This is a genomic window from Streptomyces rubradiris (assembly GCF_016860525.1).
Lineage (GTDB): Bacteria > Actinomycetota > Actinomycetes > Streptomycetales > Streptomycetaceae > Streptomyces > Streptomyces rubradiris.
In genome coordinates this window covers 1-26,632 of record NZ_BNEA01000004.1, presented here as the reverse complement: position 1 = coordinate 26,632, position 26,632 = coordinate 1, and the positions used below count along the sequence as shown (strand labels likewise).

Below are 26,632 nucleotides of genomic sequence, written 5' to 3'. Positions count from 1 at the left end.
CGGGGCGAACTGCTCGGCCGATGCCTTGTAACCGATCTTCAGTCCCATGCCCCCATTAATAGGCCGCGCCGGAAGCGATCCCCATCCCCCGGCCTGACGGTTGGCGGTGCGAACACGCCGCACCAGCGGGTTCGGCATGAGCGTCCAACGAGTCCGTGCAAGGCGGCTGTTGAGACGCTTAGCAAGGTGAGGGATGTCCGGCCGGTTCGGTCCGGTTCTACGGTGGCTGGCGAGTAGCGCGGAATCGGGCCGTACGAGAGAAGTGAGTTTCATGAGCGTGAAACAATCCGAACGGATACTGTCCAACTTTCTCGCCTATCTCGACGGGCTGCGCGAGCGCGGAGCCGTGCACTTCGACGACAAGATCAAGGCGTGGCACGTACTCGATTACCACGACGTCCTGCAGGTGCTGACCGACTCGGCGGCCTTCTCGTCCGACGTCGCCCCGCTGGCTCCCAAGCAGGAAGACTTCGATCTGTTCAAGAAGGGCAACTTCGGGGCGGACGATCCGGTGCACCGGCGGCTGCGCGGCCTGGTCAGCCGCGCGTTCACCCCGAAGATGATCGCCGGACTTGAACCCCGGATCACCGAGGTGACCTTGCAGCTGCTCGACGACGCGGACGCCGGCGGCGACCAGTGGGACCTGATCGAGCAGCTGGGCTACCCGCTGCCGTTCATCGTCATCGCCGAGATGCTCGGCATCCCGGTCAGCGACCGCGCGTTCGTCCGGCGGCTGTCCGACACCTTCTTCGAGGTGCACAACGTCGATCCGGAACAGTCGCTGGATTCCCTCGGGGAGAGCGCGGTGAACAATGTCGCGCCGCTGCTGCGCGAGTTGAACACCCACCTGCTGGAGTTCGTCCGCCGCCGCCGCAAGAACCCGGGCGACGACCTCACCAGCAAGCTTCTGGAGGTCGAGGTCGACGGTGTGCGGCTGGACGACGAGGAGACCGTCGGCTTCCTCGGCCTGCTGCTGCTCGCCGGCCACGTCACCGCGACCTCCACCCTGGGCAACACGGTTCTCGCGTTGCACGAGAACCCCGAGGTGTGGACGCAGCTGCGGGCCGATCCCGCGCTGATTCCGGCCGCGGTCGAGGAGTCGATGCGCTACCGGCCTCCGTTCCCCCGTCTCGGGCGGCAGGCGACGAAGGACGTCGAGATCGGCGGGCAGAAGATCCCGGCCGGCGCCTTCGTCCTGGCGTGGCTGACCACCGCGAACCGCGATGACCGCGTCTTCGCCGACCCGGACCGGTTCGACATCCACCGGGCCCCCAACCCGCACCTGACGTTCGGCAAGGGCATGCACTTCTGCCTCGGCGCGCCGCTGGCGCGGCTCGAGGTGGGGATCGCCCTGCGCCTTCTGATGGAGCGGTACAGCGACATCCGCGTACGCGACGACCTACCGGTCAACCTGCGCAACCCCTGGGCGATGATCGGCGTCAACCAGCTGCCCATCGAGGTCCGCAAGGGCTGACGGACCGAAGCACGGGCCCAGCGGTGGAGCAGCCGAAGTGTGCTGCCCACCTGCTGGGCCTTTTTCTCGTTCAGCGGCCCCCACAGCCCGCGGACGGGCGCCCTTTCAGCGTGGGGTGAACCATGGCCTTGTGACGGAGAAGACCGTCACGGCCGATCCGTTCGAGGTGGTGTCCGGCGAATATCCCGTGCTCTGCAACGGCGAGGGCCAGTTCTCGCTCCGGCCCGGCTTCGCCGATGTGCCCCCAGGCCGGGGCGTGGCCGCCGGCCCCGGCACGCGGCAGGCGTGCCTGGTCCTCATCAGGCAGTGGCGCCGGCCGGTTTCCGGCCGGCCCCGGCGCCACCGTCCAGCTCGGCTCCGGCGATCAGCTGCCGGAGCCGAGCGCCCGCTTGATCAGACTGTCGACGTCCATGATGTCGATGAGCTCGTCGGCGGCCGCCTCCGGCCCGGGGCCCTCGTCCGATGCCCTGGCCCCGCCCGCCTCGGCGTCGGCCAGGCCGAGCAGCGTCTCCAGGACACCGGCCTCCTTGAGGCGCTGGTAGGGCACCGAGGCCAGGATCCGCCGTACGTCCTCCTCGCGGACATCCGCGTCGTCCTCGGCCTCGAGCAGTTCCGAGCGCAGGTATGCGACCACCGCCTGCGGGGTCGGACAGTCGAAGATCAGTGTGGCCGGCAGCCTCAGCCCGGTGGCGGTGATCAGGCTGTTGCGGAAGTTGACGGCCGCCAGCGAGTCGAAACCGGCCTCCTGGAACGCCTGGGCCGCGCCGATCCCGTCGGCACCACCGTGACCGAGGACCATGGACGCCTGGCTGCGCACCAGCCGGAGCAGGATCCGGTCCTGTTCGGCCCCGACCGCGCGCAGCGACGTCATCAGCGACGACGCGCTCTCGGCAAAGTCGTCGGAGGGCTGTGCCGCCTCGATCGCCGCCGCGGCCTCCGGCAGGTCGTCGAAGAGCGGGCTGGTGCGGGCCGACGTGAACGGCACGATGAAGGCGCTCCAGTCCATGTCGGCGATGACCACCGATTCCGTGGCGGCCTGGACCGCCTGGTCCAGCGCGGCTGTCGCCGTGTCGGGTGTCATCGGGATGACGCCGCGCCGCCGGAGCTGGGCCAGCGTCTCCTCGTCCATTCCCGCGCCGCCCGCGGTCAGCGCACCCCAGGCGATCGCCTGCGCCGGGACGCCGTCCGCCCGCAGACGCCGCACCAGCGCGTCGAGGACCGCGTTCGCCGCGCCGTAGGCGGCTTGACCGCCACCGCCCCAGATGCCGGCGATCGAGGAGAAGACGATGAACGCGTCGAGCGGAAGGTCCGCCGTCAGCTCGCTGAGCCAGACCGCGGTGTTCACCTTGGCCCGGAAGACCTCCGTGACCTCCGCGTCACCGGTCTCGTCGATCAAGCTGGTCAGGGACAGGTCGGCGGCGTGGACGACCGCGGTCAACGGGCGGCCCGGAGCGTGGACCAGGCCGGCGAGCGCGTCCCGGTCGGCGTCCGCGCACGACTCGACGACGGTGCCCTTGTCCAGCTTCGCCACCTCGTCGCGCAGTGACTCGACCCGCTCGCCGGGCTCGCGCCCGCTGGTCGTGACCACCAATCGCTCGGCGCCTGCCCGCGCCAGCCACAGCGAGGCGTAGCGTCCGAGGCCCTCCGCACCGCCGGTGACCAGGACCGTCCCGTGCGGCCGCCACTGCCGTTCGCCCCCGGTCCCGGCCGGATGGGGGGCACGCCGCAGGCGCCGGACATGGACGCCGGTCCGTCGGATCGCCACCTGGTCCTCACCGGACACGCCGGTCAGCACGCCGAGCAGGTGCCGGACGGCACGGCCGTCCGGTTCGGCGGGCAGATCGATCAAACCGCCCCACTGGTTCAGGCGTTCGAGCGCGGCCGCCCGGCCGAGTCCCCACACCGCCGCCTGGGCCACGTGGGCCGGCCCGGCGACGGCGTCGCGGACACCGACGCTGACCGCGCCCTGGGTCAGGCACCACAGGGGCGCGGTGGCACCGGCCGCGGCGAGCGCCTGGATCAGGGTCAGGGTGGAGGTGGTGAGCGCCGCGGCATCCGGCCGGTGGCTCTCCATCCGGTCCGGGAGCGCGAGCAGGGACAGGATGCCGGCGATCCCGTCGTCGGTGAGGAAACCGCCCAGCCTGCGGGCGAGTTCGTCCCTGGACAGGCCGGTTTCCACCGCGCAGGGCACGACGTCGAGGCCGTTGGCCCGCAGCTGGTCGAGCAGACCGTCGCGCAAGACGTCCGCGGTCTCCGGCGTGATGACGAGCCAGCGGCCGGCGGGCACGCCCAGGGCCTCGCGCGGGGGCGAGGCCCAGCCGATCGCGTACCGGAGTCGCTCCGAGACCGACCAGTTCTCGCGTGCCTTGCGCCAGTCGGCGAGGGCCGGCAGTACCGCGTCCAGGGCCTGGCTCTGGTGGGCGGACAGTTTGAGCATGGTGGCCAGAGCCGCCGGATCGGCGTCGTCGATGGCGTTCCAGAAGCCGGCATCCGTCGCCCGGCCGGCCGGTTGGTCGTTGTCCGCGGCGGCTTCGGCCAGCCAGAAGTGCTGGCGGTCGAAGGCGTAGGTGGGCAACTCGACCGTGTGCCGGGACGGTTGCGCCGGCAGTGTCGCGCTCCAGTCGAGCGGCACACCGCCGGCGAAGAGCCGCGCGGCCGCGGCGAGGAAGGATGCCGGACCGTCGGCGCCCCGGCGCAGCGTGCCGGAGACGATCGGTCGCCCGGCGCCGCGCAGCGGGCCGTCCGGGTCGTCGATGACGTCGGTCATCGGCTGCACCAGGACCGGATGCCCGCTGACTTCCAGGAACACTCCGAAGCCCTCGGTCAGCAGACTCGCCACGGCCGGGCCGAAGCCGACTGGCCGCCGCAGGTTCTGGTACCAGTAGTCCGCGTCGAGGCAATGGCCGTCATCGACCCAGCCACCGGTCACCGTCGAGTAGAACGGTATGCGCGGAGGCCGGGTGTCGATCCCGCTCAGCGCCGTCGCCAGGACGTCCCTGATGCGTTCGACGTGGTGGGTGTGCGAGGCGTAGTCCACCGGCACCGGGCGGGTCCGTACGCCGTCCCGGGTCAAGGACTCCAGTGCCTCCGCCAACGACTCCTCGTCACCGGCGACGACCACCGAGGACGGGCTGTTCACCACGGCCACCTCGAGCCGGCCGGCCCAGGCCGCCAGCCGGTCGTTGGCCTCGTCCGCGCCGAGCATCACCGACGCCATGCCGCCCCGGCCGGACAGTGTGGTCGCGATCGCCTGGCTGCGCACCGCGACGATGCGGGCGGCGTCGGCCAGCGACAGGACACCGGCGACGCACGCCGCCGCGATCTCCCCCTGGGAATGGCCCACCACCGCGTCGGGCCGCACGCCCAGCGACTCCCAGAGCGCGGCCAGGCCGACCATCATCGCGAAACTCGCCGGCTGGACGACGTCCACGCGGCCGAGGGTCTGTTCGTCCGCCTCGCCGCGCAGGACATCGGTCAGCGACCAGTCCACCCAGGGTCGCAGTGCCCGCGCGCACTCGTCGATCCGTGCCCGGAAGACCGCGGAACCCTCCAGCAGCGTGCGCCCCATGCCCGCCCATTGCGCTCCCTGGCCCGGGAAGACGAGAACCAGTCGGCCGGGTGCTCCGGAGCCGGTCACGCTGCCCGTGGTCAGGTTGGGCGTCACCTCGCCGCGGGCGAGCGCGGCGAGGCCGGTCAGCGCCTCGTCCCGCGAGCCGGCCAGCACGACCGCTCGCTCCGGCAGCGTCGCCCGGCCACGCACCAGCGCGTCCGCCACCGCCGGCAGCGTCGGTTCGCCGCTCTGAGCGGGGCTGTCCAGAAACATTCGCAGCCGGGTGGCCTGCGCGCCGAGTGACCGGGCGCTCTTGGCGGACACCACCAGCGGCACGATGTTCGTCGCGAGCGCCTTCAACGGCTCCGGGTCCTCGGAGGGGGCGGTCGCGGCCTCCTCGGCCGGGGCCTGCTCGAGGATCAGGTGCGCGTTGGTTCCGCTGGCACCGAACGCGGAGACGCCGGCCCGCCGGGGCCGGCCGGTCCGCGGCCACTCCCGCGGCTCGGTCAGCAGGGCGAGGGTGCCTGCCGACCAGTCCACCTGTCCGGTCGGTTCCTCGACATGGATGGTCGGCGGCAGCACACGGTGCCGCAGCGCCTCGACCATCTTGATCACGCCGGCCACACCGGCGGCCGCCTGGGTGTGCCCGATGTTGGATTTCAAGGACCCGAGCCACAGCGGCTGCCCTGCATCCCGGGCCTCCCCGTACGTGGCAAGCAGTGCCCCCGCCTCGATCGGGTCGCCGAGCACCGTGCCGGTCCCGTGGGCCTCCACCGCGTCGACGTCGGCGGGACCTATGCCGGCCGAGGCGAGTGCCCGCCGGATCACCCTTTGCTGGGCCGCCCCGTTCGGCGCGGTCAGCCCGTTGGACACACCGTCGGAGTTGACCGCCGACCCGCGAATCGTGGCCAGCACACGGTGACCGCGCTGCCGGGCCACCGAGAGCCGCTCCAGAAGCACGACGCCGGCGCCCTCGGACCAGCCGGTGCCGTCCGCGGTGGACGAGAACGTCTTGCACCGGCCGTCGGCGGAGAGCCCGCGCTGGCTGGAGAACTCGACGAACGCCTCCGGGCTGGCCATCACCGTGGCCCCGCCCGCCAGCGCCATCGTGCACTCGCCGTGCCGGAGGGCCTGCGCGGCCTGGTGGATGGCGACCAGCGAGGACGAGCACGCGGTGTCCAGGGTCACCGCCGCCCCTCGAAGCCGAAGACGTACGCGATCCGGCCCGAGGCGACGCTCGGCGACCGTGCCGGTCATGACGATATCCACGGACCTCCTCGGGAATCCGGTTCAGCCTGGTCGCGTAGTCGTGGTGCACGATCCCGGTGAACACACCGATCTCTTCGCCCCGGGCGGACAGCGGGTCGATGCCGGCCGCTCCATGGCCTCCCAGGACGCCTCCAGGAGCAGCCGTTGCTGCGGGTCCATGGCCAGTGCCTCGCGCGGGGAGATCCCGAACAGCCCAGGGTCGAACTGGGCGGCGTCGTAGAGGAGCCGCCCGATCGGGTGTAGGTGGTCCCGGGGTGCGCGGATCCGGTGGTAGAGCCCGTCGGTGTCCCAGCCCCGGTCGGTGGGAAGCGGAGATCGCGTCGCGTCGCTCGATGACCAGGCGCCACAGGTCGTCCGGGCTCTCCACGCCGCCGGGAGCCGCACGCCCAATGCCGATGATCGCGATGGGCTCGTCGGGTCGGCCGGGACACCGGAGCCCGATCGGTCACCTCGGCCACCTCGCCCGCCACCTCGTCGGCCACGTGCGCCGCGAGGACCTTCGGCGTCGGGTGGTCGAAGACCGCCGTCACGGGCAGGTCGACGCCCGTGAGGTCACGCAGCCGGTTACGCAGCCGTACTCCGCCCAGCGAATCGAAGCCCAGGCTCCTGAACGACTGGTCGTCGTCCATCGCGTCGAGATCGGCCGGCTGATAGCCCAGCACGACCGCCACCGACTCCCGGACCACCTCGAGCGCGGCCCGCCGGCGTTCGTTTCCGGGACCGGTTCGCCAACCGGGCGGCGACGCTCTCCTGAACGTCCTCCCGGCCGTCGGCCGGCCCGGCCTCGGCCGCGGGGACCGCGTCCCCGAGCGCCGCCTGGTCGAGCCAGTACCGCCGGCTCTGGAACGCGTAGGTGGGCAGTTCGGTGGCCAGGGCCGAGGCGGATCCGGCCGGCCGGCCGACGACCGCGGGCCAGTCCAGGGCCACGCCGCGGACGTGCAGTTCGCCCAGGGCCGCCATCACGTCGGCGACTTCTGCGCCGTCCGCGCGCAGCGTCGCGATGCAGGACGCCGCCGACAACTCCAGGCTCTCCGACGCCATCGTGGGTGAGCGCACCCCCCGGCCCGAGCTCCAGGAAGGTCGTCACGCCCTGATCGCGCAGCGATCTGACCGCATCCCCGAACCGGACCGTGGCCTGCACCTGCTCGACCCAGTAGTCGGCGGTGGCCAATCGCTGTCCGGTGTCCGGCCGGCCGGTGACCGTGGACACGACGGCACCCGCCCGGCCGGTAGGTCAGCGACTCGGCGACCTCCCGGAACTCGGCGAGCATCGGTCGCATCAACGGTGAGTGGAAGGCATGACTCACCGGCAGCCGGCGGGTCTTGTGGCCGAAGCGGGCGAGCTCGCCCGCCACCCACAGCACGGCTGCCTCGGCACCGGACAGCACCAGCGACCGGGCGCTGTTGACCGCCGCGACGTGGACGACGTCGGGTGCCTCCACCAGTTCCGGTGCCACTTCGGCCTCGCTCGCCTGGACAGCGACCATGGCTCCGCCGGCCGGTAGCGCCTGCATCAGCCGGGCCCGCGTGGCGACCAGCTTTCCCGCGTCGGCCAGGTCGAGCACCCCGCTGACGTGCGCGGCGGTGATCTCTCCGATGGAGTGGCCGACGACCAGGTCCGGGCGCAGTCCCCATGACTCGTAGAGCCGATACAGGGCGGTTTCCAGAGCGAACAGGCCGGCCTGGGTGTAGATCGTCTGATCGATCAGCCGGCCGTCCTGCGCGCCCGGGGCGGCGAAGACGACGTCGGACAGCGGCGCCGTGGCATGACCGGCCCAGTGGGTCTCGACGGCGCGGCAGGCGTCGGTGAACGCCTCGGCGAAGACCGGGAACCTGGCCGCGAGTTCCCGGCCCATGCCGGGCCACTGGCTGCCCTGTCCGGTGAACAGGAAGGCCAGCTTGCCGTCGACCGGGGCGCCGCCGATGGCCGGAGCGGCACCCTTGGCCAGACCGCGCAGATCGCCGACCAACTCGTCACGATGCCGCACCACCAGGACCGCCCGCCGGTCGAGCTGCGCCCGGCCGGTGGCCAGCGCGAGGGCGATGTCGGCAGGCTCCAGCTCCGGCCGCGATGCCACGAAGTCCGCCAGCCGGCCGGCCTGGGCCCGCAGCGCGGCGGGGGTGCGACCGGAGACCGGAACCGGCACGCAGCCCTCGTCCGAGGGCCGGTCCAGGGCGGGATCCCCGGTCATCATCTCGTCGGCGTCATGCTCGGCGCTCTCCTCACCGGCCTCTTCCAGGATGACGTGAGCATTGGTCCCGCCGATACCGAACGACGACACACCAGCCCGGCGCGGCTGTCCGGCACGAGGCCAGTCGCGGCGTTCGGTGAGCAGCCGGACCGCGCCCGCCGACCAGTCCACGTGGGTCGACGGCCGGTCGACGTGCAGCGTCCTCGGCAGGACGCCGTGCCGCATCGCCATGACCATCTTGATCACGCCCGCGACGCCGGCCGCGGCCTGGGTGTGGCCGATGTTCGACTTCACCGACCCGAGCCAGAGCGGTCGGTCGGCCGGCCGGTCCCGGCCGTAGGTCTCCAGCAGCGCCTGCGCCTCGATCGGGTCGCCGAGCGTGGTCCCGGTGCCGTGGCCCTCGACGGAGTCGACCTCATCGCCCCGCAGTCCGGCCGCGGCGAGCGCCTTGCGGATCACGCGCTGCTGCGACGGGCCGTTCGGCGCGGTGAGGCCGTTGGAGGCGCCGTCGGAGTTCACCGCCGTTCCGCGGACCAGGGCCAGCACCCGGTGGCCCTGCTCACGGGCCCGGGACAGCGGCTCGACCAGAAGGAGTCCGACCCCCTCCGACCAGCCGGTGCCGTCGGCCGTGTCGGCGAACGCCTTGCAGCGGCCGTCGGGGGCGAGCCCCCGCTGCCGGGAGAACTCGATGAAGGTCTCCACCGTGCCCATCACCATCACGCCGCCCGCCAGCGCCATCGAGCACTCGCCGTTGCGGATGGCCTGCACGGCCAGGTGCAGGGCTACCAGTGAGGACGAGCAGGCGGTGTCCACGGTGATCGCCGGGCCCTCCAGGCCCAGGTGGTAGGCCACCCTTCCGGACAGGACGCTGCCCGAGCTGCCGGTCAGGCGGAAACCCTCGACGCCGGACGCGTGGTGCGTGCGTACGGTCCAGTCATGGCTGTTCACCCCGACGAAGACGCCCACATCCTGGGCGTGCAGGCTGTGCGGGTCGATGCCTGCGCGTTCGAGCAGCTCCCACGAGGTCTCCATGACCAGTCGCTGCTGCGGGTCCATCGCCAACGCCTCTTGCGGGGAGATACCGAAGAAGCCGGCGTCGAAGGCGCCCGGGTCGTCGAGGAAGGCGCCGTGGCGGACGTAGGTGGTGCCGGGGTGGTCCGGGTCGGGATCGAACAGCCGGTCGGTGTCCCAGCCGCGGTCGGTGGGGAACTCGGTGACCGTGTCGGTCTCCGCGGACAGGATCCGCCACAGGTCTTCGGGGCTGTGTACGCCACCGGGGAACCGGCAGGCCATCGCGACGATGGCGATCGGTTCCCCGGCCGTCGCCCTCGGCTCCGCGGCCGTCGCCCTCGGCTGCGCGGTGGCCGGCTGGGCCTGCGCGTCGTCGAGGAGCTTGGCCTGCAGGTGGGCCGCCAGCGACCTCGGTCGCGGAAAGTCGAAGATCATCGAGGGGGGCAGGGACAGCCCGGTCGCGGTGGCGAGCCGGTTGCGCAGTTCGAGCGCGGTGAGCGAGTCGAAGCCCGAGTCCTTGAACGTCCGGTCGAGCCGGATCGCGTCGGTGCTCGCGTGGCCAAGGACGAGGGAGCACTGCCGGCGGATCAGGTCGACCAGGGCGTCGAACTGCTCGGCCGGGGGCAGCGCGCTGATCCGGCCGGAGGGGGAGGCCGGCGCCGCCGGAGCCGGCCGTGCGTTCGTGGTCGCCCGGCCGATCGGCCGTTTGCCCCGGACCAGGCTCCGCAGGACGGGCGGCACCCGCGACTGATCGGCCGCCCGGAGCGCGGCCAGGTCGAACCCGGCGGCGACGAGCGCCGCGTCCGGGCCGTCACCGGCGCGCAGGCACTGGTCGAGCAACGCCATCCCGTCGCCGTCCGACAGGGCGACCATGCCGATGTCCCGGTTCCGCCGGTGGTCGGCGTGGCCGAGGTGGCGGGTCAGGCCACTGGCCCGGTCCCAGTAACCCCAGGCGATCGAGACCGCCGCCAGGCCGGCGTGCCGCCGTTCCCGCGCCACGGCGTCCAGTGCCGCGTTGGCCGCGGTGTAGTTTCCCTGCCCCGGGTTGCCGAGCACGCCCGCGGCCGAGGAGTAGAGAACGAAGGCGGCGAGACCGAGGTCACGGGTGAGGTCGTCCAGGTGGCGGGCCGCATCCACCTTCGCCCCGAACACGGCGTCGACGCGGTGCGGGTCGAGCTCGGTGATGACCGCGTCGTCCAGTACCCCGGCGGTGTGCACGACCGCGGTCAGCGGGTGGTTCTCTTCGACCATGGCCAGCAGCGCCACCACCTGCTCGCGGTCCGCCACATCGGCGGCCACGAGCCGAACGGTCGCGCCGAGCCCGACCAGTTCGTCGTGCAGCGCCGCGGCGCCGTCGGCCTCGGGGCCGCGGCGGCCGGCCAGGATCAGATGGCGGACACCGTGCTCGGTGACGAGGTGCCGCGCGGTCACCGCCGCGAGCGTTCCCGTACCACCGGTGATCAGCACGGTGCCGTCGGGATCGAGCGGTCGGGCCTGCGATGACGAAGCGGCCGGGTGCAGCCGGTCGAGCCGTGGCACCTGTGCCCGGCCGTCCCGGAGCCGGAGCTGCGGTTCGCCGCTCAGGGCCGCCGCGATCACAGCATTCGTCGCACCGGCCGCGTCGTCCACCGCCACCAGGACGAACCGGCCCGGGTGCTCCGACTGGGCCGACCGCACCAGGCCCCGCACGGCGCTGGTGACGACGTCTTCCCCGTCCGGCGTGACGATCACCAGTCGGTCGTCGTCCCCGGCCGGCCGGGCGAGGAACGCCTGTAGCAGTTCGAGTTCCGCGACGACCGCGCCCCGAGGGTCCCCGGCGGAGATGTCGACCTCGTGGATCAGCACAGTCGCCGGCGCGCCGACGAGGTCGGTGGCGTCGGTGATGTAGCGGGCGGCAGAGCCGGCCGCCGAGGAGTTTGGCGGTAGCGGGTGGTCGACCCAGTCGATGCGGAAGAGGCCCGCGCAGGAAGCAGCGGGCTGCGCCTGCTCCCGCTGCTCGGTGACCAGTTCAGCCACCTCCAGCACCCGCTGCCCGGCCGGATCCGTCAACTCGATGTGCCAGGCCGGACGGGTCGGCGCGGACGCCGAGCGGACGTCAATCCCGGTGGCTCCGGACGCCAGCAGCTGGACGCCTCGCCAGGTCTTCGGCCGCTCATCCGGGGAGACAACGGCGCGGACCGCCGCGTCGAGCAGAGCCGGATGAATGCCGTAGCGGTGCGCGTCGGGCTGCTCGGCGTCATCGAGCGCGACCTCGGCCGCGGGGCCGAGGGAGAACTCGCCGGGTGGGCCGGCCGACGGTGTCACCGTGCCGGTGGCGTGACGTGTCCATTCCTGCGTCACGGCCGCTCCGGGCTGCCCCGAGTAGACCGTGATCGGCCGCCGGCGAGAAGCGTCCGGCCGCCCCACGACGATCCGTATGTCGCGGCCGCCGTGGCGGGGCAGCACGACGGCCGGATCGATGGTCAGCTCCTCGACGACCGGGGCGTCGGCCTCTCCGCCTGCCCACAGTGCCAGCTCCACCAGTACCGCCTCCGGTACCCGGACCGGGGCGCCGTCGGACCCGTCGGTGGCCTCGGTGCCGGCCGCCCACGCGAGCGTCGACGCGGACCATCGGCCGGTCGCGACCAGGCCACCGGATTCGGGGAGCCGGACGAGCGCACCGAGCAGCGGGTGGCCGGCGTCGTCCAGGCCCATGCCCGACGCGCCGGCGCTCGGCACCGGACGGCGCCAGAAGTGCTGGCGCTCGAACGGGTACGTCGGCAGGTCGACCCACGCGGCCCGGGCGACGTCGTCGGCGAGCAGGCCGCGCCAGTCCACCGGGACGCCGTGGACGAACAGCTCGGCCATCGATCGCACCAGACGGCCGAGCCCGCCGTCGTCCCGGCGCAACGAACCGACGACGACCGCTTCCGCGGGCGCGTGGTGTACGGCCTCAGCGACCGGCTGGACCAGCACCGGGTGGGGGCTGACCTCGACGAACGCGCCGAATCCCTGCTCCAGCAGGCGGTCGATCGTGGGACCGAAACGGACCTGTTGCCGCAGGTTGCGGTACCAGTAGCCGCCATCCAGCGCTCCGGTGGCCCGGCCCTCGGTCACGGTCGAGTGGAAGGGCACCGTGGGCTCGGCGGGCGACAGATCGGCCAGAGCCACCGCCAGGTGGTCCCGGACGGCCTCGACCTGGTCGCTGTGCGATGCGTAGTCGACTGCCACCCGCCGTACGTCGACACCGGACTCGGCCAGTTCGCTCAACGCGTCCGCCAGCGCCTCCGGGTCACCGGAGAGCACCACCGAGGACGGACCGTTCACCGCGGCGACCTGGACCCGGCCGTCCCTTTCCGCCAGCCAGGCCGCCGCGGCGGAGGCGTCGAGGCGCACCGACGCCATGCCTCCTCGGCCGGACAGGGTCCCGGCGATCGCCTGGCTGCGGACCACGACGACCCGCATGGCGTCGCGCAGGGAGAGCGCCCCGGCGACGTATGCCGCGGCGATCTCACCCTGCGAGTGGCCCACGACCGCGTCGGGCCGGACTCCCGCCGACGCCCACAGCGCGGCCAGCCCGGCCATCATCGCGAAGCTCGCCACCTGGATGACGTCGACGCGTTCCAGCAGTTCCTGGTCGGCCTCGCCGCGCAGCACGTCGATCAGCGACCAGTCCGCCCATTCGGTCAGCAGCCGAGCGCACTCCTGGACGACCCCGGCGAACGCGGGGGAGGTATCGAGCAGCTCACGGCCCATCCCGGCCCACTGCGCGCCCTGCCCGGGAAAGATCAGCACGACGCCGGACGACGCGTCAGAGGTGGCGCTGTCGCGCACCACGAGGGGACTGGCCTCGTCGCGGGCCAGTGCGCGCAGGCCGGCCAGCGCCTCGTCCCGGGAGCCGGCCAGTACGACCGCGCGCTCGTCCATGGTTGCTCGTCGAGTGGCCAGCGCCACGGCGATGTCGGCCCAGGACGAGTCGTCGGCGGTCTGGATGAGCGGGACGAGCCGGTCCGCCAGCCGGTTGAGCGCCCGCGTTCCGCGGGCCGACAGGACCAGAGGCACGATCCGGGGCGCCGATGGCGCCGGTGGCGCCGGCCGCCGGACGGCCGGCTGCCGGGGTGCTTCCTCCACGATCACGTGGGCGTTCGTTCCGCTCAGGCCGAAGCCGGAGATTCCCGCGCGACGCGGACGGCCGAGGTCCGGCCAGGTCCTGTTCTCCGTCAGCAGCGCGACCGCGCCCGACGACCAGTCGACGCGTGAGGTGGGCTCGTCCACGTTGAGTGTCGCCGGCAGCACACCGTGCCGAAGCGCCTGGATCATCTTGATCACGCCGGCGACACCGGCCGCGGCCTGGGTGTGGCCGACGTTCGATTTGAGCGATCCCAGCCACAGGGGCTGGCCGGCGTCGCGGTCCCGGCCGTAGGTGGCCAGCAACGCCTCGGCCTCGATCGGGTCGCCCAGAACGGTCCCGGTCCCGTGCCCCTCCACCGCGTCGATGTCCGCCGGGCCCAGGCCGGCCGACGTCAGTGCCTGCCGGATGACCCGTTGCTGCGCCTCACCACTCGGTGCGGTGAGGCCGTTCGACGCGCCGTCGGAGTTCACCGAGGAGCCGCGCAGCACCGCCAGGATCCGGTGCCCGTTGCGGCGGGCATCGCCGAGGCGTTCCAGGACCAGCATCCCGGCCCCCTCTGCCCACGCGGTGCCGTCGGCGGCCGAGGCATAGGATTGCACCGGCCGTCAGCGGCCAGTGCGCGCTTGCCGGGAGAACTCGACGAATGACTGGGGGGTGGCCATCACCGTGGCACCACCGGCCAATGCCAGGAGCACTCGCCGCGGCGCAGCGCGTGGGCGGCCAGATGCAGCGCGACCAGTGAGGGACGAGCACGCCGTGTCCCCGGTGATCGCCGGTCCCCGCAGGGCCGAGCAGATAGGAGATCCGGCCCGACGCGACGCTGCCCGCGGTTCCGGTCGTCTGGAAGGCCTCGAGCTCCTCGGGCACCGGACCGCCGGTGCCGTAGCCCTGCTCCATCAGGCCGGCGAAGACCCCGGCTCGGTGCCCCGCAACGACGACGCGTCGATTCCCGCGTGCTCCAGCGCCTCCCACGCGGTCTCCAGCAGCAGCCGCTGCTGCGGGTCCATCGCGAGTGCCTCGGCGCGGGGAGATCCCGGAACAGAAGTCGGCGCGAACTCGGCCGCGCCGTCGAGGGAACCCGCCCCGGTCGACATACGAAGGGTCCCCGGCCCGGCCCGGGTCGGCGTCGCCACAGCCGCTCCAGGTCCCAGCCGCGGTCGTCCGGAAACGGCCCTGACGCAATCCCGGCCCTCGCTGACCAGACGCCACAGCTCGTCGGCCCGGTGATCCGCCCGGCAGGCGGCACAGGCCATCCCGCACGATCACCACCAGGCTCGTCGGGGTCGGACGGTTTGCCGGACGGCCGGTGTCGGCAGCGGTGTCACCGACCAGTTCGGCGCTTCAGGTACGCCGGCCAGCCGCACGCGGCGTCGGATGGTCGAACACCCTGCTGCAGGTCGGCAGCTTCAGACCGGTCACTGGCCATGCAGCCGGGGTACGCAGTTCGATGAGTGCGACGAGTTGTTACCCGAGGTCCCGGAACGCCCGGTCCACCGGGACGGCGCGGTGTCGGGCTGGTTGAGCGACGCCGCGGACTCGTCCCGGACCAGGGCCTGGAGCAGCGTGTGCTGCGCGTGCCGGTCCAGGCGGGCCAGTTCTGCCCGCAGAGCGGAGGAGGTGTCCTCGAGTCCGTCCTGGACGAGCGGCTTTGGGAAGAGGGCACGCAGCAGGGCGGGCACGCCGGCCCCCGGCTCCGGCCGGCGCGCACGCAGGGCGAACAACGGCGTCGGGTCCGATGTGGCAAGGAGCGTGTCGAGCGCGAACAGCCCGTCACGCAACCAGGGCGAACCCGGCGTGTCCCCGGCCGGTTCGCACCAGGTCAGGACCGAGCCGGCCAGACCGCGCCGTCGGCGGTCGTGGACCACGGCGCCCATCATGGCCGCCGAGACCCGGCCGGGGTCTGCCGCCCCGGTGACCTCGTACGAGTCCGCGATCGTGATGAACGAGGTCCGGGCAAAGTCCGCTGCGGTGCTCAGCTTCGCGGCCAGCTCGGGGTCGCCGTCGGCGAGGATCCCCGCGGCGGGACCGCCGCGTATCGCCGGCTCCCATCTGCGCGGCGTTCCTGACGGCGGCCGACTAGCAGCCGCCTTCGTTCGGGAGGACGGAGGCCAGGTGGCGTGCCACCGCGGCGCCGCGCACGGTGTGCGCACCCGTCAGCACCACGCACGCCGTCGGAAGGCCGGACCATGAATCGCGTATCGGACCGGTCCGGGACCGCCTGACGGGTCCAGCCGGGCCACCAGGCGATCGGCCGGACCGCAGAGCCCGCGCGGCTCGTCACGCCGCGGTCGCGTACGGCACAGGCGTCGAACCGGCGCTGCGCCCGTCCAGGTCAGACAGGCTGGCCGGCTCCCCAGCACCTGGCCCGCCCCGCGGCCGCCAGCATGGCCTGAGCCGATCGGCCGAGATCGTCCCGCGCCGAGACCGCCACTGTCCCGGCCGGGTCACGAGGACCAGCTGCCCCGATCGGCTCAGCGCGGCCACAGCCGTCAGCTCCTCGACCAGCTGGTTCGATCCCGGCGCGGCGCTCCGCCCAGGTGCCCGGCATGTCGGGCGCCAGCAGCACCGTCATCTCGGCGGCGCCGGCCGTGGCCAGATCGGCGTAGCAGGAGGACGAGCCCGCGGCCGCGGCGAGGCCCGCCGCGGCCGAGCCGACGAACGCCCAGGTCGTCGGCGCGGGGGCCGGCGGTGCCGCGGGCCGGCGCGGGCACCCACTCCAGGCGCAGCACTCCGTCGTGCACCCCGCTGCCGTGCATCGCAGTACGGCGGGCTGATCGGCCAGCAGGCGCCGCTGGATCTTCCCCGACGCAGTCCGCGGAACGCCGGCCACCTCATAGACCTCTTCGGGAAGCTTGAACGTGGACAGCTCCCGCGGCACCGTTCGATCACGGCGTCGGCTCGACGCCTGACGGGCCGGCGACCACGTAGGCGACGGGCACCTCGCCCAGCACCTCGTGCGGCCGGCCGGCCACGCCGACGTCGGCGATCCCCGGAACGGCGCGGATAACCGCCTCGATCTCCTCCGGATGGACGTTCTCCCCGCCCCGGACGATCAGATCGTTGATCCGGCCGCTGATGGTGAAGTACCCGGACGGCGTCCCGGCGGGCGAGGGTCACCCGTGCGATACCAGCCGTCTGGAACGCGGCAGCGGTCGCCTCCGGTTTGTTGTGGTAGCGGGCGTCACGTCGGGCCGCGCACCACACCTCGCCCTCGGCGCCGGCCGGCACGTCGCGGCCGGTCTCCGGGTCGACGATGCGGACATCCACGCCGGGCACGGAAGCCCGCACGACCCGTCTGACGCGGACGCCTCCCGGCGGGTCATGGTGATCGCCCCGCACGTCTCGGTGCTGCCGTACGCATCGACCAGCGGCACCCCGAACTCTCGCGGAACGACCGGCACAGCCCTGGGCCGGCGACCCGCTCCCCCGACCAGCCCGATCCGCAGGTCCGGCAGGGTGATTCCGGCGCTGGCGCGCGCCCTCCAGAAGGTAGTGGTAGGTGGTCGGCACACCCGCCCGAAGGTGGCCCGGGTTTCCCGGGCGGCTCCAGAGACTCGTCGCCCGAAGGGCTGTCCATGATCCGGGCGGTTTCGCGCCGACCGCGGTCACCGCCAGCACGCACGCGATGTGGGAGAGGTGTGGAAACAACGGCAGCGGCCACAGCACGCGATCGTCGGCCGACAGCCCGGGGATCGGCACATAGCTCGCCGCCCACCGGTACAAGCAGTTGCGCTGGCTGGACAGCACTCCCTTCGGTTCCCGGTGGTCCCCGAGGTGTAGAACGTCCATTGCCACGTCGTCCAGGCCGAGATCGTCCCCGTGCGGGTTCCGCGGGCTCGGTCCTGACGAGTTCCTGGGTAGGCGTGGACCGACGCGTGCGCGGGTGCGTCGCCGGTCACCAGCAGCCTGGCGCCGCGGGGCAGGGACGGCGAGCGCAGGAAGCCGGCCACGTGCACGGGGTCGGTGATGACGACGGCCGCTCGCTGTCGGCCAGGAGATAGTCCAGTTCGAAGTCGGTGGACGCGGGGTTGACCGGCACCCCGATCGCGTCCCGCGCGAAGGATCGCGAGGTAACTCTCCCAGCATCTCCACGCTGTTGCGCAGGCAGATCATCACCCGATCGCCGCGCCGCACACCGAGTCCCGCCAGATGCCCGGCCAGCCGCCGGGTCCGCGCCTCCAGATCGGCGTACGTGACCGCCCGCTCCGCGTCCTCGAAGGCGACCCTTCCCACCGAGTTGTCCGCGTGCTCCCGCAACACCAGGGGAGCGCTCTGATCAGCTCGGCGCGCACGGAATCACGCATCCTCTCGTGGAGCCGAAACCTCATCGGGCACCAAAAAGCCTTCTGCCTACATGCGGAGGCTAGGAGCGGCCGTGCGTGGGCATCCCTCAGCCTCGTGGCCTTCGCGGCAGGGTGCGGCTTGTCTGCAGGGTTCTCCGCCCTCGCAGTTGGGCGTGACGACGTCCGTCTGGTAATGTTCACTCCAGGCCGTGACAGACACTGTAGGAGGTGAGACCCGTGAATGTCGTTCGATTACCCGGGTGCTCCCCCTATTGGTCACGGCAGGCGACTGATGTAGATGTCGCGGGAGCGCACCAGAGGCACTCTGGAAGGCGACAGCCATCAACCTTAAGCATCCCACCCCAGACCCCGTGATCACGCGGGTCGCCGAAGACCAGTGGCACGCCAGCGACGGCGACTTGGTTGTCGGCAGTGGCGACACGGGCGCAGGCCCGACGGGCGACTGTACATCAGCATCGACGCATGGCACGACACAGCCTTCGACCGGCTGGCCGCCGCCATGCTGGCGGAACTGCCGGCGCCGCTCTACACGCTGGTCGACGCCGACGACGCGGACACGATCTCGAACTGGCGGCGGGCCGGCTTCACCCCTCACCGAAGTGAGCGGCAGTACCTGCTGGTGCCCGGCGAAGCGCAGCCCGCCGTGTCGCCCCCGGCGGGGGTGACGTTGACCGGCGGCGCGGAGGAGTCCCGCGCCGAAGTCGAGGGGGTCGAAGTCGGTGTGATCCGGATTTCGCCGTCGATGCGGGACAACGGGAGGCCGCGGATCGCGCGGATTCGCTCCATCGAGGTCCGCGCCGACCAGCGCCGCCGTGGCATCGGCAGGGCGCTGCTGGTCCACGCGCTGGACGCTCTGCACACTCGCGAGTTCGGTCTCGCGACGATCGACGTCGACGAGACCGACACCGCGACGATCAGCCTGTTGGAAAGCGTCGGAGCCCGCCGTGAGAGCAACACCTTGGAGCTGACGTGGCAAAAGTAAATCGAGGTATCGAGGTTGTCGGTACCATCGTCGAGTCCCTGAAAGACGCCAAGTTCTGGGTTGAACTCGAGAACGGTCACAAGGTACTCGCACACATCAGCGGGAAGCTCCGCAAGCACTACATCAAGATCCTGCCGCAGGACACGGTGACGGTCGAGTTGAGCCCGTATGACCTGACCCGTGGCCGGATCACCTTCCGGCACCGGATGTAGCGGCCGGCGGAACACGCCAAGGCAGGAGCGGTGCTGATCCCCCCTCAGGGGGTCCGCACCGCTTCGATGGCCTCCTGGCCGGAAGTCCGCGGTGCACCTTCACCAGTCACGTTGACAGTCTTGCCCGGTGACGCCCGGACTTCCTTGCCTGGCTCATCTGCGGCTGCCTAGCGTTGCGGCCGTGACGATGCATACGGTTCAGTCCACATTGGCCACGGTCCGGCCGGGCGTCCTCGATCCCGGCGCTGCGTCGGCAGCCAGGATCGAGTCCGGCGACGAGGTTCTCTACCCCGACACCTGGACCAACTGGCAGAACCAGCTGCGGTACGGCTCGTCCCCGGCCGACCGTGCGCGGCTGCGCCAGGAGTACCCGGGCTGCCCGTTCCAGATCGTCGGCCCGGTCGAGGTGACCGGTGCCGAACCGGGCGACGTCGTCGAGTGCCGGCTGACGGAACTGCGGCTGAGCGACTGGGGCGGCAACGCCTTCCCCACCCGGGCCGGCGCGCTGCCGTACGACTTCGACGAGCCGTACTTCCACGACTTCCGGTTCGACCGGACCCGCACCCGGGCCGACTACGTTCACGGCATCTCGCTGCCGCTCGACCCGTTCGCCGGCATCATCGCGGTCGAACCGCCGGGCGACGAGCAGACAAGCGCGCTGATCGGTGGCGACCACGGCGGCAACCTGGCCCTCCCCGAACTCACCGTGGGCTCCTCGCTGTTCCTTCCCGTGGCCAAGCCGGGGGCCCGGATCTGGATCGGTGACATTCACGCCCTGCAGGGCGACGGACTGGTCGACCAGACCGGCCTGAAGTCCACGGCCGAGCGCTTGCGGATGCGGTACGACCTCCACAAGAACGTGGGCCTGACCCGGCCGCTGGCCGAGACCGACACGCACTGGATCGGCATCGGACTGGCTGACAGCCTGGAGGCCGCACTGGTCGACTGCCTGCGCGGACTGATCAGCTGGTTCAGCGCGGCGTCCGGCGTCACCCGCGCCGAGGCCCACGCACTGTGCAGCATGGCCGCGAGCTTCCGGATCACCCAGTACGCGGACCAGAGCGAGGTCCACCACGTCGATGTCCCCCTGCCGCCCAAGGGCGTGCACGGCCTCCTGCGCAAAGACATCTTCCCGGCCGGCCTGCGTACCCGGGTCGACCGCTGGCTGCGCCCCGCGGCCTGAGCCGTTCAGCCTTCCCGGGCAGGCCGGGGCCGGCTCTTTCGCGGCGACCACGTGCCGTCAATGTGAGGTATGGGGCCCTCGGTGCCCGCCGGTTTAGCCTGCGGTTCGTCTCACTCGACCACTGGACATCGCATTGTCTTGGACAGGAAGGCGAAACCGGGTCATGAGTACCACGCATGTGCATTATGTTCAGCAGCTGCTGACTCATTTCGATGCCGATCCGGATCGCCCTGCCATGGTCAGCGGGGACGTCCCCTTCTCCGCCGGGGAGCTGGCCGACGCCGTTCGCCGGGCCGCGGCCGCGATGGGCCGCCACGGCGTCGGCCGCGGTGACGTCGTCTGCATCCTGACCGAGCCCAACACCGCGGCCACACTGATCCTGCGGTGGGCGGCCAACCTGGTGGGGGCGACCGCCGCACATGTGCGTGGGATGAATGCGGTGGTGCCTGACGACGAGTTGCGCATGGACTTGCAGCGCGCCATCGTCTCGGATGTCGGCGCCCGGATGCTGGCGGTCGACCCGGCCAACGAGGCACGGGCACGGGAGCTGCTGGTGAACGCGACCGGTCGGCCGGTCCTGGCCGTACTGGGCGCAGGACAGCCGGACACGGTGGATTTGACCGCCGGCTGCGGTGACGGAGTAGGCCCGTGCCCGGACATCACCGACAGCGACCTCGCGGTGATCACCCAGACCAGTGGGGCGAGCGGCCTGCCGAAGGGTGTCTGCTGGCCCTTCGGCGTCAAGAACGACATGGCCGCATCGGCCATCGACCGCAGCAGCCGGACGAACGTCCTGATCACCGCACCGCTCACCCATTCCAGCGGGTTCGCCGCGGACGACACGCTCATCACCGGCGGCATGGTCGTCCTGCATCCCGGCTTCGACGCCGCGGCCGTGCTCCACGCGATCGCGCAGCACCGCATCGGCCGGCTCATCCTCGGCACCCCGCAGGTGTACGCACTGGCCGAGCACCCGGACCGGGCGGCCACCGACCTGTCCAGCCTGACCGAGCTGATCTACACCGGCAGCCCCGGGGCACCGCTCAAGCTGCGCAAGGCCCGGGAAATCTTCGGCCCCGTACTGATCCAGGTCTACGGCACGACCGAGACCGGAGTGCTCACCATGCTCCCCCCCGGCGACCACGACGACCTGCGCGCCTGCTCCAGCGCGGGCCGGCCGGTCAACCCAGAGGCGCTCAGCATCCGGCACCCCGACACCGGCGCGGTACTGCCCGTCGGCGAGGTCGGCGAGGTCTGCGCGGTTCCACGCTGGCCCACGGCCGGCTACTGGCACGAGCCGGCACTCACCGCGGCACTCGTCCGCGACGGCTGGGTGCGCACCGGCGACCTCGGGCACCTCGACACCGACGGCTACCTGCACCTGACCGGCCGGCTCGCGAACATGATGAAGGTCAAGGGAATCCGCATCCACCCCGAGCAGGTGGAGAAGGTGCTCAGGCAGGCCCCGGGCGTGTCCCAGGCCGCCGTATGCGGGGTCGAGGACGCCGACCGGGTGGAGCACATCTACGCCGCCGTCGTGCCCGAGCCCGGCGCCGACCCGGATCCCCGGGAACTGCGCCGTCACGTCGCCGAGGCACTGTCCGACACCTACGTCCCCCGCCTGATCGACATTCGCCGGAAACTGCCGACGACCGGCTGGGACAAACCCGATCGGGTCCGGCTGCGGGCCGACGCCCGCGCCGCACTGACCCGGCCCGCCCCCCAGGCCTGACGCGGCAAGCATCTCCTCGTACCGGTCCGGAGCGTTCTTCCCGGACGTGCGATGCGGTCGCCTCACCACGCGCCCGCCGCTCTGCCCCTCCCCAGGCCCCGGGGCCCTGGTGGCCCGCATCCGCGCGGGCCGGGCCCTGGAGACGGACTGCCGGGCTGACGGAGCCTTACCGCCCGGCGGCCGGGGAGCCACTCGCCCACGGCCCACCTGCGCGGCCGGTGCCGCAGGCCCTGCCCGATACCGGCTCCCGGCACAACAGACCTGCCCCCGGCCCGAGTTCAGCGACCACCCCAGCCGACCGACCAGCGATCCCCAGTACCGTCAACCTGCGTGATGGCGTGCGCTGTCCGGCGTCGGGAAGACTCTCCGGCCATGGACGGCTTCGAACTGCACGACCTCGCGCGCAAGCTGCTGCGGATCGGCGAGGACGCCCTCCCGGACCCCACCGGTGTGCGACAGCTGTCTCCCGGCGTGCGTCACGTCATGACCGACGTGTTCGAACACCCGGACACCTCGGTCACCGAGATCGCCAACCGCACCGGCTTCCCGGCGAGCCACGTGGAGACGAGCGTCGCCACCCTGCGCGACCGGGGTGCGGTCACCACCGCGGCCGCCCCGGACGGACAAACGGTCGTCCGGGCGGCTGCCCGGCACAGGAGCGCCGGCCGAGCCGCCGCGCGGATCGACGAGCAGCTCGCCGCGGCCGCCGGGATCCAAGACCCCGGCCAGGCCAAGGAATTGGTCGAGACACTCGAGCAACTGGCGCGCCGGCTCACCGATGCCCTGTCCCCCGAGCATTTCAACGCGCGGTATGCGGGTACGCCGCCCTGGGAAACCGGCCGTCCGCAACCGGCCCTGCGCGACCTCGCCGAGGCGGGCGCCTTCCGCGGCCGGGTGCTCGACGTCGGGTGCGGCACCGGCGAGGTCGCGCTCATGGCGGCGGCCCTCGGCCTGCCGACGGTCGGCATCGACCCGGCGTCGACGGCGATCGAGATCGCGCGGCGCAAAGCGGAAGAGCGCGGCCTGCAGGCGCGCTTCCTGGTCGGGGACGCACTCGAACTCGGCGCCATGGGCGAGCAGTTCGACACCGTGCTCGACTGCGGCCTGTTCCACGTGTTCAGCGACGCCGAACGAGTCCGCTACGCCGACAGCCTGGCCACCGTGATGCCGCCGGACGCGCGGTTGTTCCTGCTCTGCTTCAGCGACCGCCATCCACCCGATATCGGACCGCGGCGGGTGAGCCAGGACGAAATCCGGGCCACCTTCGCCGACGGCTGGCGGGTCGATTCGATCGAACCCGCGATGCTGGAGAACAACAAATATGTCGACGGAGTGCTGGCCTGGCTGGCCAGTATCACCCGCACCTGACCGCCCTTTTCCCGAGCGCACACCCCCGAAAGGCTGCCACGTGCGCCGAATTCGCAGAATGGGGCGACGGCGAAACACAAATCTGCTGCCAGGTTGAGGGATAGTGGCGTAGGCGCCGAACTCCGTACCGTGAGGCCAATCGACCAGAAGGAGCCGGACACACATGGGTGGCAGCAAGGTGGAGGGCTTCGACGCGCACTACGCCGGAACACCGCTCTGGGACCTCGGCCGCCCCCAGACGGCCCTGCGCGACCTCGCCGAGGCGGGCGCCTTCCGCGGCCGGGTGCTCGACGTCGGGTGCGGCACCGGCGAGGTCGCGCTCATGGCGGCGGCCCTCGGCCTGCCGACGGTCGGCATCGACTCGGCGTCGACGGCGATCGGGATCGCGCGGCGCAAAGCGGAAGAGCGCGGCCTGCCGGCGCGCTTCCTGGTCGGGGACGCACTCAACTCGGCGACTTGGGCGAGCAGTTCGACACCGTGCTCGACTGCGCCCTGTTCCACGCGTTCAGCGAGACCGAACGCGTCCGCTACGCCGGCAGCCTGGCCACCGTGATGCCGCCGGACGCGCGGTTGTTCCTGCTCTGCATCAGCGACCGCCATCACCCCGGCAGCGGACCGCGACGGGAGAGCCAGGGCGGGATCCGCGCCAGGCGGGTGAGCCAGGACGAAATCCGGGCCACCTTCGCCGACGGCTGGCGGGTCGATTCGATCGAACCCGCGACATTGGAGAACAACAGAGACATCGACGGGGCACCGGGCTGGCTGGCCGCGATCACCCGCACCTGACCACCCTTCCCCGAGCGAATCCCCCTGAAAGGCCTCCCGTCGCGCCGAATTCATGGAACAGGGCGACGGCGAATTCCGAATCGGCTGCCAGGTCGAAGAGCCGTGGCGTAGGCATCGGACTCCGTACCGTGAGGCCAATCAACCAGAAGGAGTCAGGCAGAAATGAGTCCGCGACCGAGGCCGACCTTTCCGGATTGGCCGCAATTCGATGACACCGAACGCCGAGCTCTTGATCGTGCGCTGTCCCAGGGCCAGTGGTGGCGCATGGGTGGCAGCGAGGTGGACAGCTTCGAGCGGGAGTTCGCCGGATACCACGGTGCCCACCACGCCCTCGCCGTCACCAACGGCACGCACGCGCTGGAGCTCGCCCTGCAGGTGCTGGGTGCGGGACCGGGCACCGAAGTGATCGTGCCGGCGTTCACCTTCATCTCCTCGTCCCAGGCCGCTCAGCGGATCGGGGCCGTCGCCGTGCCGGTGGACGTCGATCCGGAGACCTACAACATCGACGCGACCGCCACCGCCGAGGCGATCACACCGCGGACCCGGGTGATCATGCCGGTGCACATGGCGGGTCTCATGGCCGACATGGACGCACTGGACAAGCTCGCCTCCGATGCCGGCGTCCGGATCCTTCAGGACGCGGCCCACGCGCACGGTGCCCGGTGGCGGGGCAAGCGCGTGGGCGAGCTGGGCTCGATCGCGGCGTTCAGCTTCCAGAACGGCAAGCTGATGACCGCGGGCGAGGGCGGCGCGGTGCTGTTCTTGGACCCGGACGACTACGAGAAGGCATTCCTGCATCACTCCTGCGGCCGGCCGCGCACCGACCGCAACTATCACCACCAGGTGGCCGGCACCAACATGCGGATGAACGAGTTCTCGGCCGCCGTCCTGCGCGCTCAGCTGGGCCGCCTCGACGGCCAGATCGAGCTGCGCGAGCAGCGGTGGCGGTTGCTGTCGCAGCTCTTGGCCCAGATCCCCGGCGTCCGGCCGCAGGGCGGTGATGCGCGGGCCGACCGGAATCCGCACTACATGGCGATGTTCCGGCTTCCCGGCTGGTCGGAGGAGCGTCGCAACCTCCTCGTCGATCGCCTGGTCGACGCGGGGATCCCGGCGTTCGCGGGCTTCCGCGCCATCTACCGCACCGCGGCGTTCTGGGAGACCGGCGCACCCGAGGAGTCCGTCGACGCGGTCGCCAAGCGGTGCCCCAACGCCGACGCGATCAGCCAGGACTGCGTCTGGCTGCACCACCGCACCCTGCTCGCGTCGGAGCAGGCTCTCACCGACACCGCCGCCATCGTGGCCGACCAGGTGGCCGCCGGATGAGGATCCGCACCGTACTGGTCGGGTTCGGGTGGTCCGGCCGAGAGATCTGGCTTCCTCGTCTGATGGCAAACGGTGACTACGAGGTAGTGGCCGCGGTCGATCCGGATCCGGCCAGGCGGGAGGCGTTCACCGCGGCGACCGGCCGTCCGGCCTTCGGCGACGTCGACGCGCTGCGGGCCGAGGACGCCGACCTCGCGTTGGTCGCCTCGCCCAACCACCTGCACGCGGCGCTCGCGCGACGTCTTCTCACCCGAGGTCTCGCCACCTTCGTGGAGAAGCCGGTCTGCCTCTCGAGCGCGGAGGCGGACAGGCTGGCCGCGGCCGAGCGGGCAGGCGGCGTCCCGTTGCTGGCCGGAAGTGCGTGCCGATACCGCGCGGACGTGCGGGCACTGGCCGGTCTGGCCGGCGAGCTCGGCCACCTGCGCCACATCGACCTGGTGTGGGAACGGGCCTGCGGAGTGCCCCGGTCCCAGGGCTGGTTCACCAGCCGGGCGGAGGCAGGCGGCGGGGTGCTGTTCGACCTCGGATGGCATCTGCTCGATGTCCTGGAGACCGTCGCCGGGCCGTTGGCGTTCGTTCAGGCCGCCGCGTCCACCTCGTACGACCACGTCAACGACCCGCGCTGGACGGCGGCCTGGCGGCATGATCAGCCGGTGCCGGAACTCGACGCGGACGTCGAGGACACCGTGCGCGGCTTCCTGGTCACCGGCAGCGGTCTGTCGGTGGGCCTTCGCGCCAGCTGGGCCACGCACGCGGCGAGCCATGACGTCACCGAGATCCGGATCGAGGGGAGTGACGACACCGCGATGCTCCGGTCCACCTTCGGCTTCAGCCCCAATCGCGAGCCGCGGCCGCGGCTCAGCGTCGTCCGGCGGGGCCGGACGAGCGAGATCACGGTCCCGACCGAGCCGATCGGCGCCGAGTACTCCCGTCAGCTCGACGACATCAGGGACCACCTCGCCGATCCGTCGGCGTGCGGATCCGCGATCGCGGGCGTGCGGCGGATCGTCGGCACGATCGAGGCGCTGTACGCGGCCTCGGCGACACCGCTGCTGCCCGCCGGGCCGGTCATGACCGCGGCGGCGACCTGATGGCGAGCGTACCGGTGCGCAGTGTGGTGATCTTCGACCTCGAC

Annotated in this window: 13 protein-coding genes and 7 pseudogenes; 11 read left to right on the top strand and 9 right to left on the bottom strand. The window is 72.0% G+C overall.

Going from position 1 to position 26,632, the window contains the following annotated elements; all coding sequences use genetic code 11:
- The first annotated feature begins 271 nt into the window (after window positions 1-271).
- Together Srubr_RS09040 and Srubr_RS41580 are read left to right on the top strand one after the other, a co-directional pair.
- On the top strand, window positions 272-1,474 hold the full coding sequence (locus tag Srubr_RS09040) for a cytochrome P450 (RefSeq protein ID WP_230426644.1): 1,203 nt from the start codon (window positions 272-274) through the stop codon (window positions 1,472-1,474).
- Window positions 1,475-1,511: 37 nt separating this feature from the next.
- Window positions 1,512-1,766: pseudogene (locus Srubr_RS41580) on the top strand (MbtH family NRPS accessory protein); the annotation flags it as partial.
- Window positions 1,767-1,838: 72 nt separating this feature from the next.
- Here Srubr_RS41580 and Srubr_RS42240 read toward each other — a convergent pair.
- The 9 genes and pseudogenes from Srubr_RS42240 to Srubr_RS42190 form a co-directional block, all read right to left on the bottom strand.
- Window positions 1,839-3,953: pseudogene (locus Srubr_RS42240) on the bottom strand (SDR family NAD(P)-dependent oxidoreductase); the annotation flags it as partial.
- A gap of 210 nt (window positions 3,954-4,163) precedes the next feature.
- A pseudogene (locus Srubr_RS42235) lies at window positions 4,164-6,623 on the bottom strand (type I polyketide synthase); the annotation flags it as partial.
- Window positions 6,624-6,832: 209 nt separating this feature from the next.
- Window positions 6,833-6,922: pseudogene (locus Srubr_RS41870) on the bottom strand (acyl carrier protein); the annotation flags it as partial.
- 600 nt (window positions 6,923-7,522) lie between these two features.
- Window positions 7,523-14,041: pseudogene (locus Srubr_RS09000) on the bottom strand (SDR family NAD(P)-dependent oxidoreductase); the annotation flags it as partial.
- A 171-nt stretch (window positions 14,042-14,212) separates the two neighbouring features.
- Window positions 14,213-14,860 (bottom strand): annotated as a pseudogene (locus Srubr_RS40305) (beta-ketoacyl synthase N-terminal-like domain-containing protein).
- A 162-nt stretch (window positions 14,861-15,022) separates the two neighbouring features.
- Window positions 15,023-15,472, bottom strand: a complete 450-nt coding sequence (locus Srubr_RS08985) for a hypothetical protein (RefSeq protein ID WP_203854931.1) — start codon at window positions 15,470-15,472, stop codon at window positions 15,023-15,025.
- Window positions 15,473-16,492: 1,020 nt separating this feature from the next.
- A complete protein-coding gene (locus tag Srubr_RS41865; RefSeq protein ID WP_413790252.1) occupies window positions 16,493-16,624 on the bottom strand; it encodes an AMP-binding enzyme in 132 nt (43 codons plus the stop codon).
- A 96-nt stretch (window positions 16,625-16,720) separates the two neighbouring features.
- On the bottom strand, window positions 16,721-17,119 hold the full coding sequence (locus Srubr_RS41860) for an AMP-binding protein (protein WP_413790251.1): 399 nt from the start codon (window positions 17,117-17,119) through the stop codon (window positions 16,721-16,723).
- A 580-nt stretch (window positions 17,120-17,699) separates the two neighbouring features.
- A pseudogene (locus Srubr_RS42190) lies at window positions 17,700-17,867 on the bottom strand (AMP-binding protein); the annotation flags it as partial.
- A 543-nt stretch (window positions 17,868-18,410) separates the two neighbouring features.
- Between Srubr_RS42190 and Srubr_RS08975 the strand changes: the two are divergent.
- The 9 genes from Srubr_RS08975 to Srubr_RS08940 all read left to right on the top strand — a co-directional run bounded on the left by Srubr_RS08975 (window position 18,411) and on the right by Srubr_RS08940 (window position 26,588).
- Window positions 18,411-18,893 carry a GNAT family N-acetyltransferase gene (locus Srubr_RS08975; RefSeq protein WP_308445500.1) on the top strand — a complete coding sequence of 161 codons (483 nt, stop codon included), beginning with the start codon at window positions 18,411-18,413 and terminating at the stop codon, window positions 18,891-18,893.
- Entirely contained in the window at window positions 18,881-19,105 is a 225-nt protein-coding gene (infA, locus tag Srubr_RS08970) for a translation initiation factor IF-1 (RefSeq protein WP_189999831.1), read from the top strand. Before Srubr_RS08975 ends, infA begins: the two co-directional genes overlap by 13 nt.
- 187 nt (window positions 19,106-19,292) lie before the next feature.
- Window positions 19,293-20,288: an acetamidase/formamidase family protein gene (locus tag Srubr_RS08965; protein ID WP_229927015.1), complete on the top strand. Its 996-nt coding sequence runs from the start codon at window positions 19,293-19,295 to the stop codon at window positions 20,286-20,288.
- Window positions 20,289-20,451: 163 nt separating this feature from the next.
- A complete protein-coding gene (locus tag Srubr_RS08960; RefSeq protein ID WP_203854929.1) occupies window positions 20,452-22,020 on the top strand; it encodes an ANL family adenylate-forming protein in 1,569 nt (522 codons plus the stop codon).
- Window positions 22,021-22,392: 372 nt separating this feature from the next.
- Window positions 22,393-23,388, top strand: coding sequence for a methyltransferase domain-containing protein (locus tag Srubr_RS08955; protein WP_229927024.1), 996 nt, complete (start codon window positions 22,393-22,395; stop codon window positions 23,386-23,388).
- A 163-nt stretch (window positions 23,389-23,551) separates the two neighbouring features.
- Complete coding sequence (locus Srubr_RS40300; RefSeq protein ID WP_229927023.1) at window positions 23,552-23,941, top strand: class I SAM-dependent methyltransferase; 390 nt, start codon at window positions 23,552-23,554, stop codon at window positions 23,939-23,941.
- Entirely contained in the window at window positions 23,845-24,174 is a 330-nt protein-coding gene (locus tag Srubr_RS40295; protein WP_229927022.1) for a TPMT family class I SAM-dependent methyltransferase, read from the top strand. Before Srubr_RS40300 ends, Srubr_RS40295 begins: the two co-directional genes overlap by 97 nt.
- Window positions 24,175-24,336: 162 nt before the next feature.
- Entirely contained in the window at window positions 24,337-25,497 is a 1,161-nt protein-coding gene (locus tag Srubr_RS08945) for a DegT/DnrJ/EryC1/StrS family aminotransferase (protein WP_189999876.1), read from the top strand.
- A complete protein-coding gene (locus Srubr_RS08940; protein WP_189999875.1) occupies window positions 25,494-26,588 on the top strand; it encodes a Gfo/Idh/MocA family protein in 1,095 nt (364 codons plus the stop codon). Before Srubr_RS08945 ends, Srubr_RS08940 begins: the two co-directional genes overlap by 4 nt.
- Window positions 26,589-26,632 lie beyond the last annotated feature (44 nt).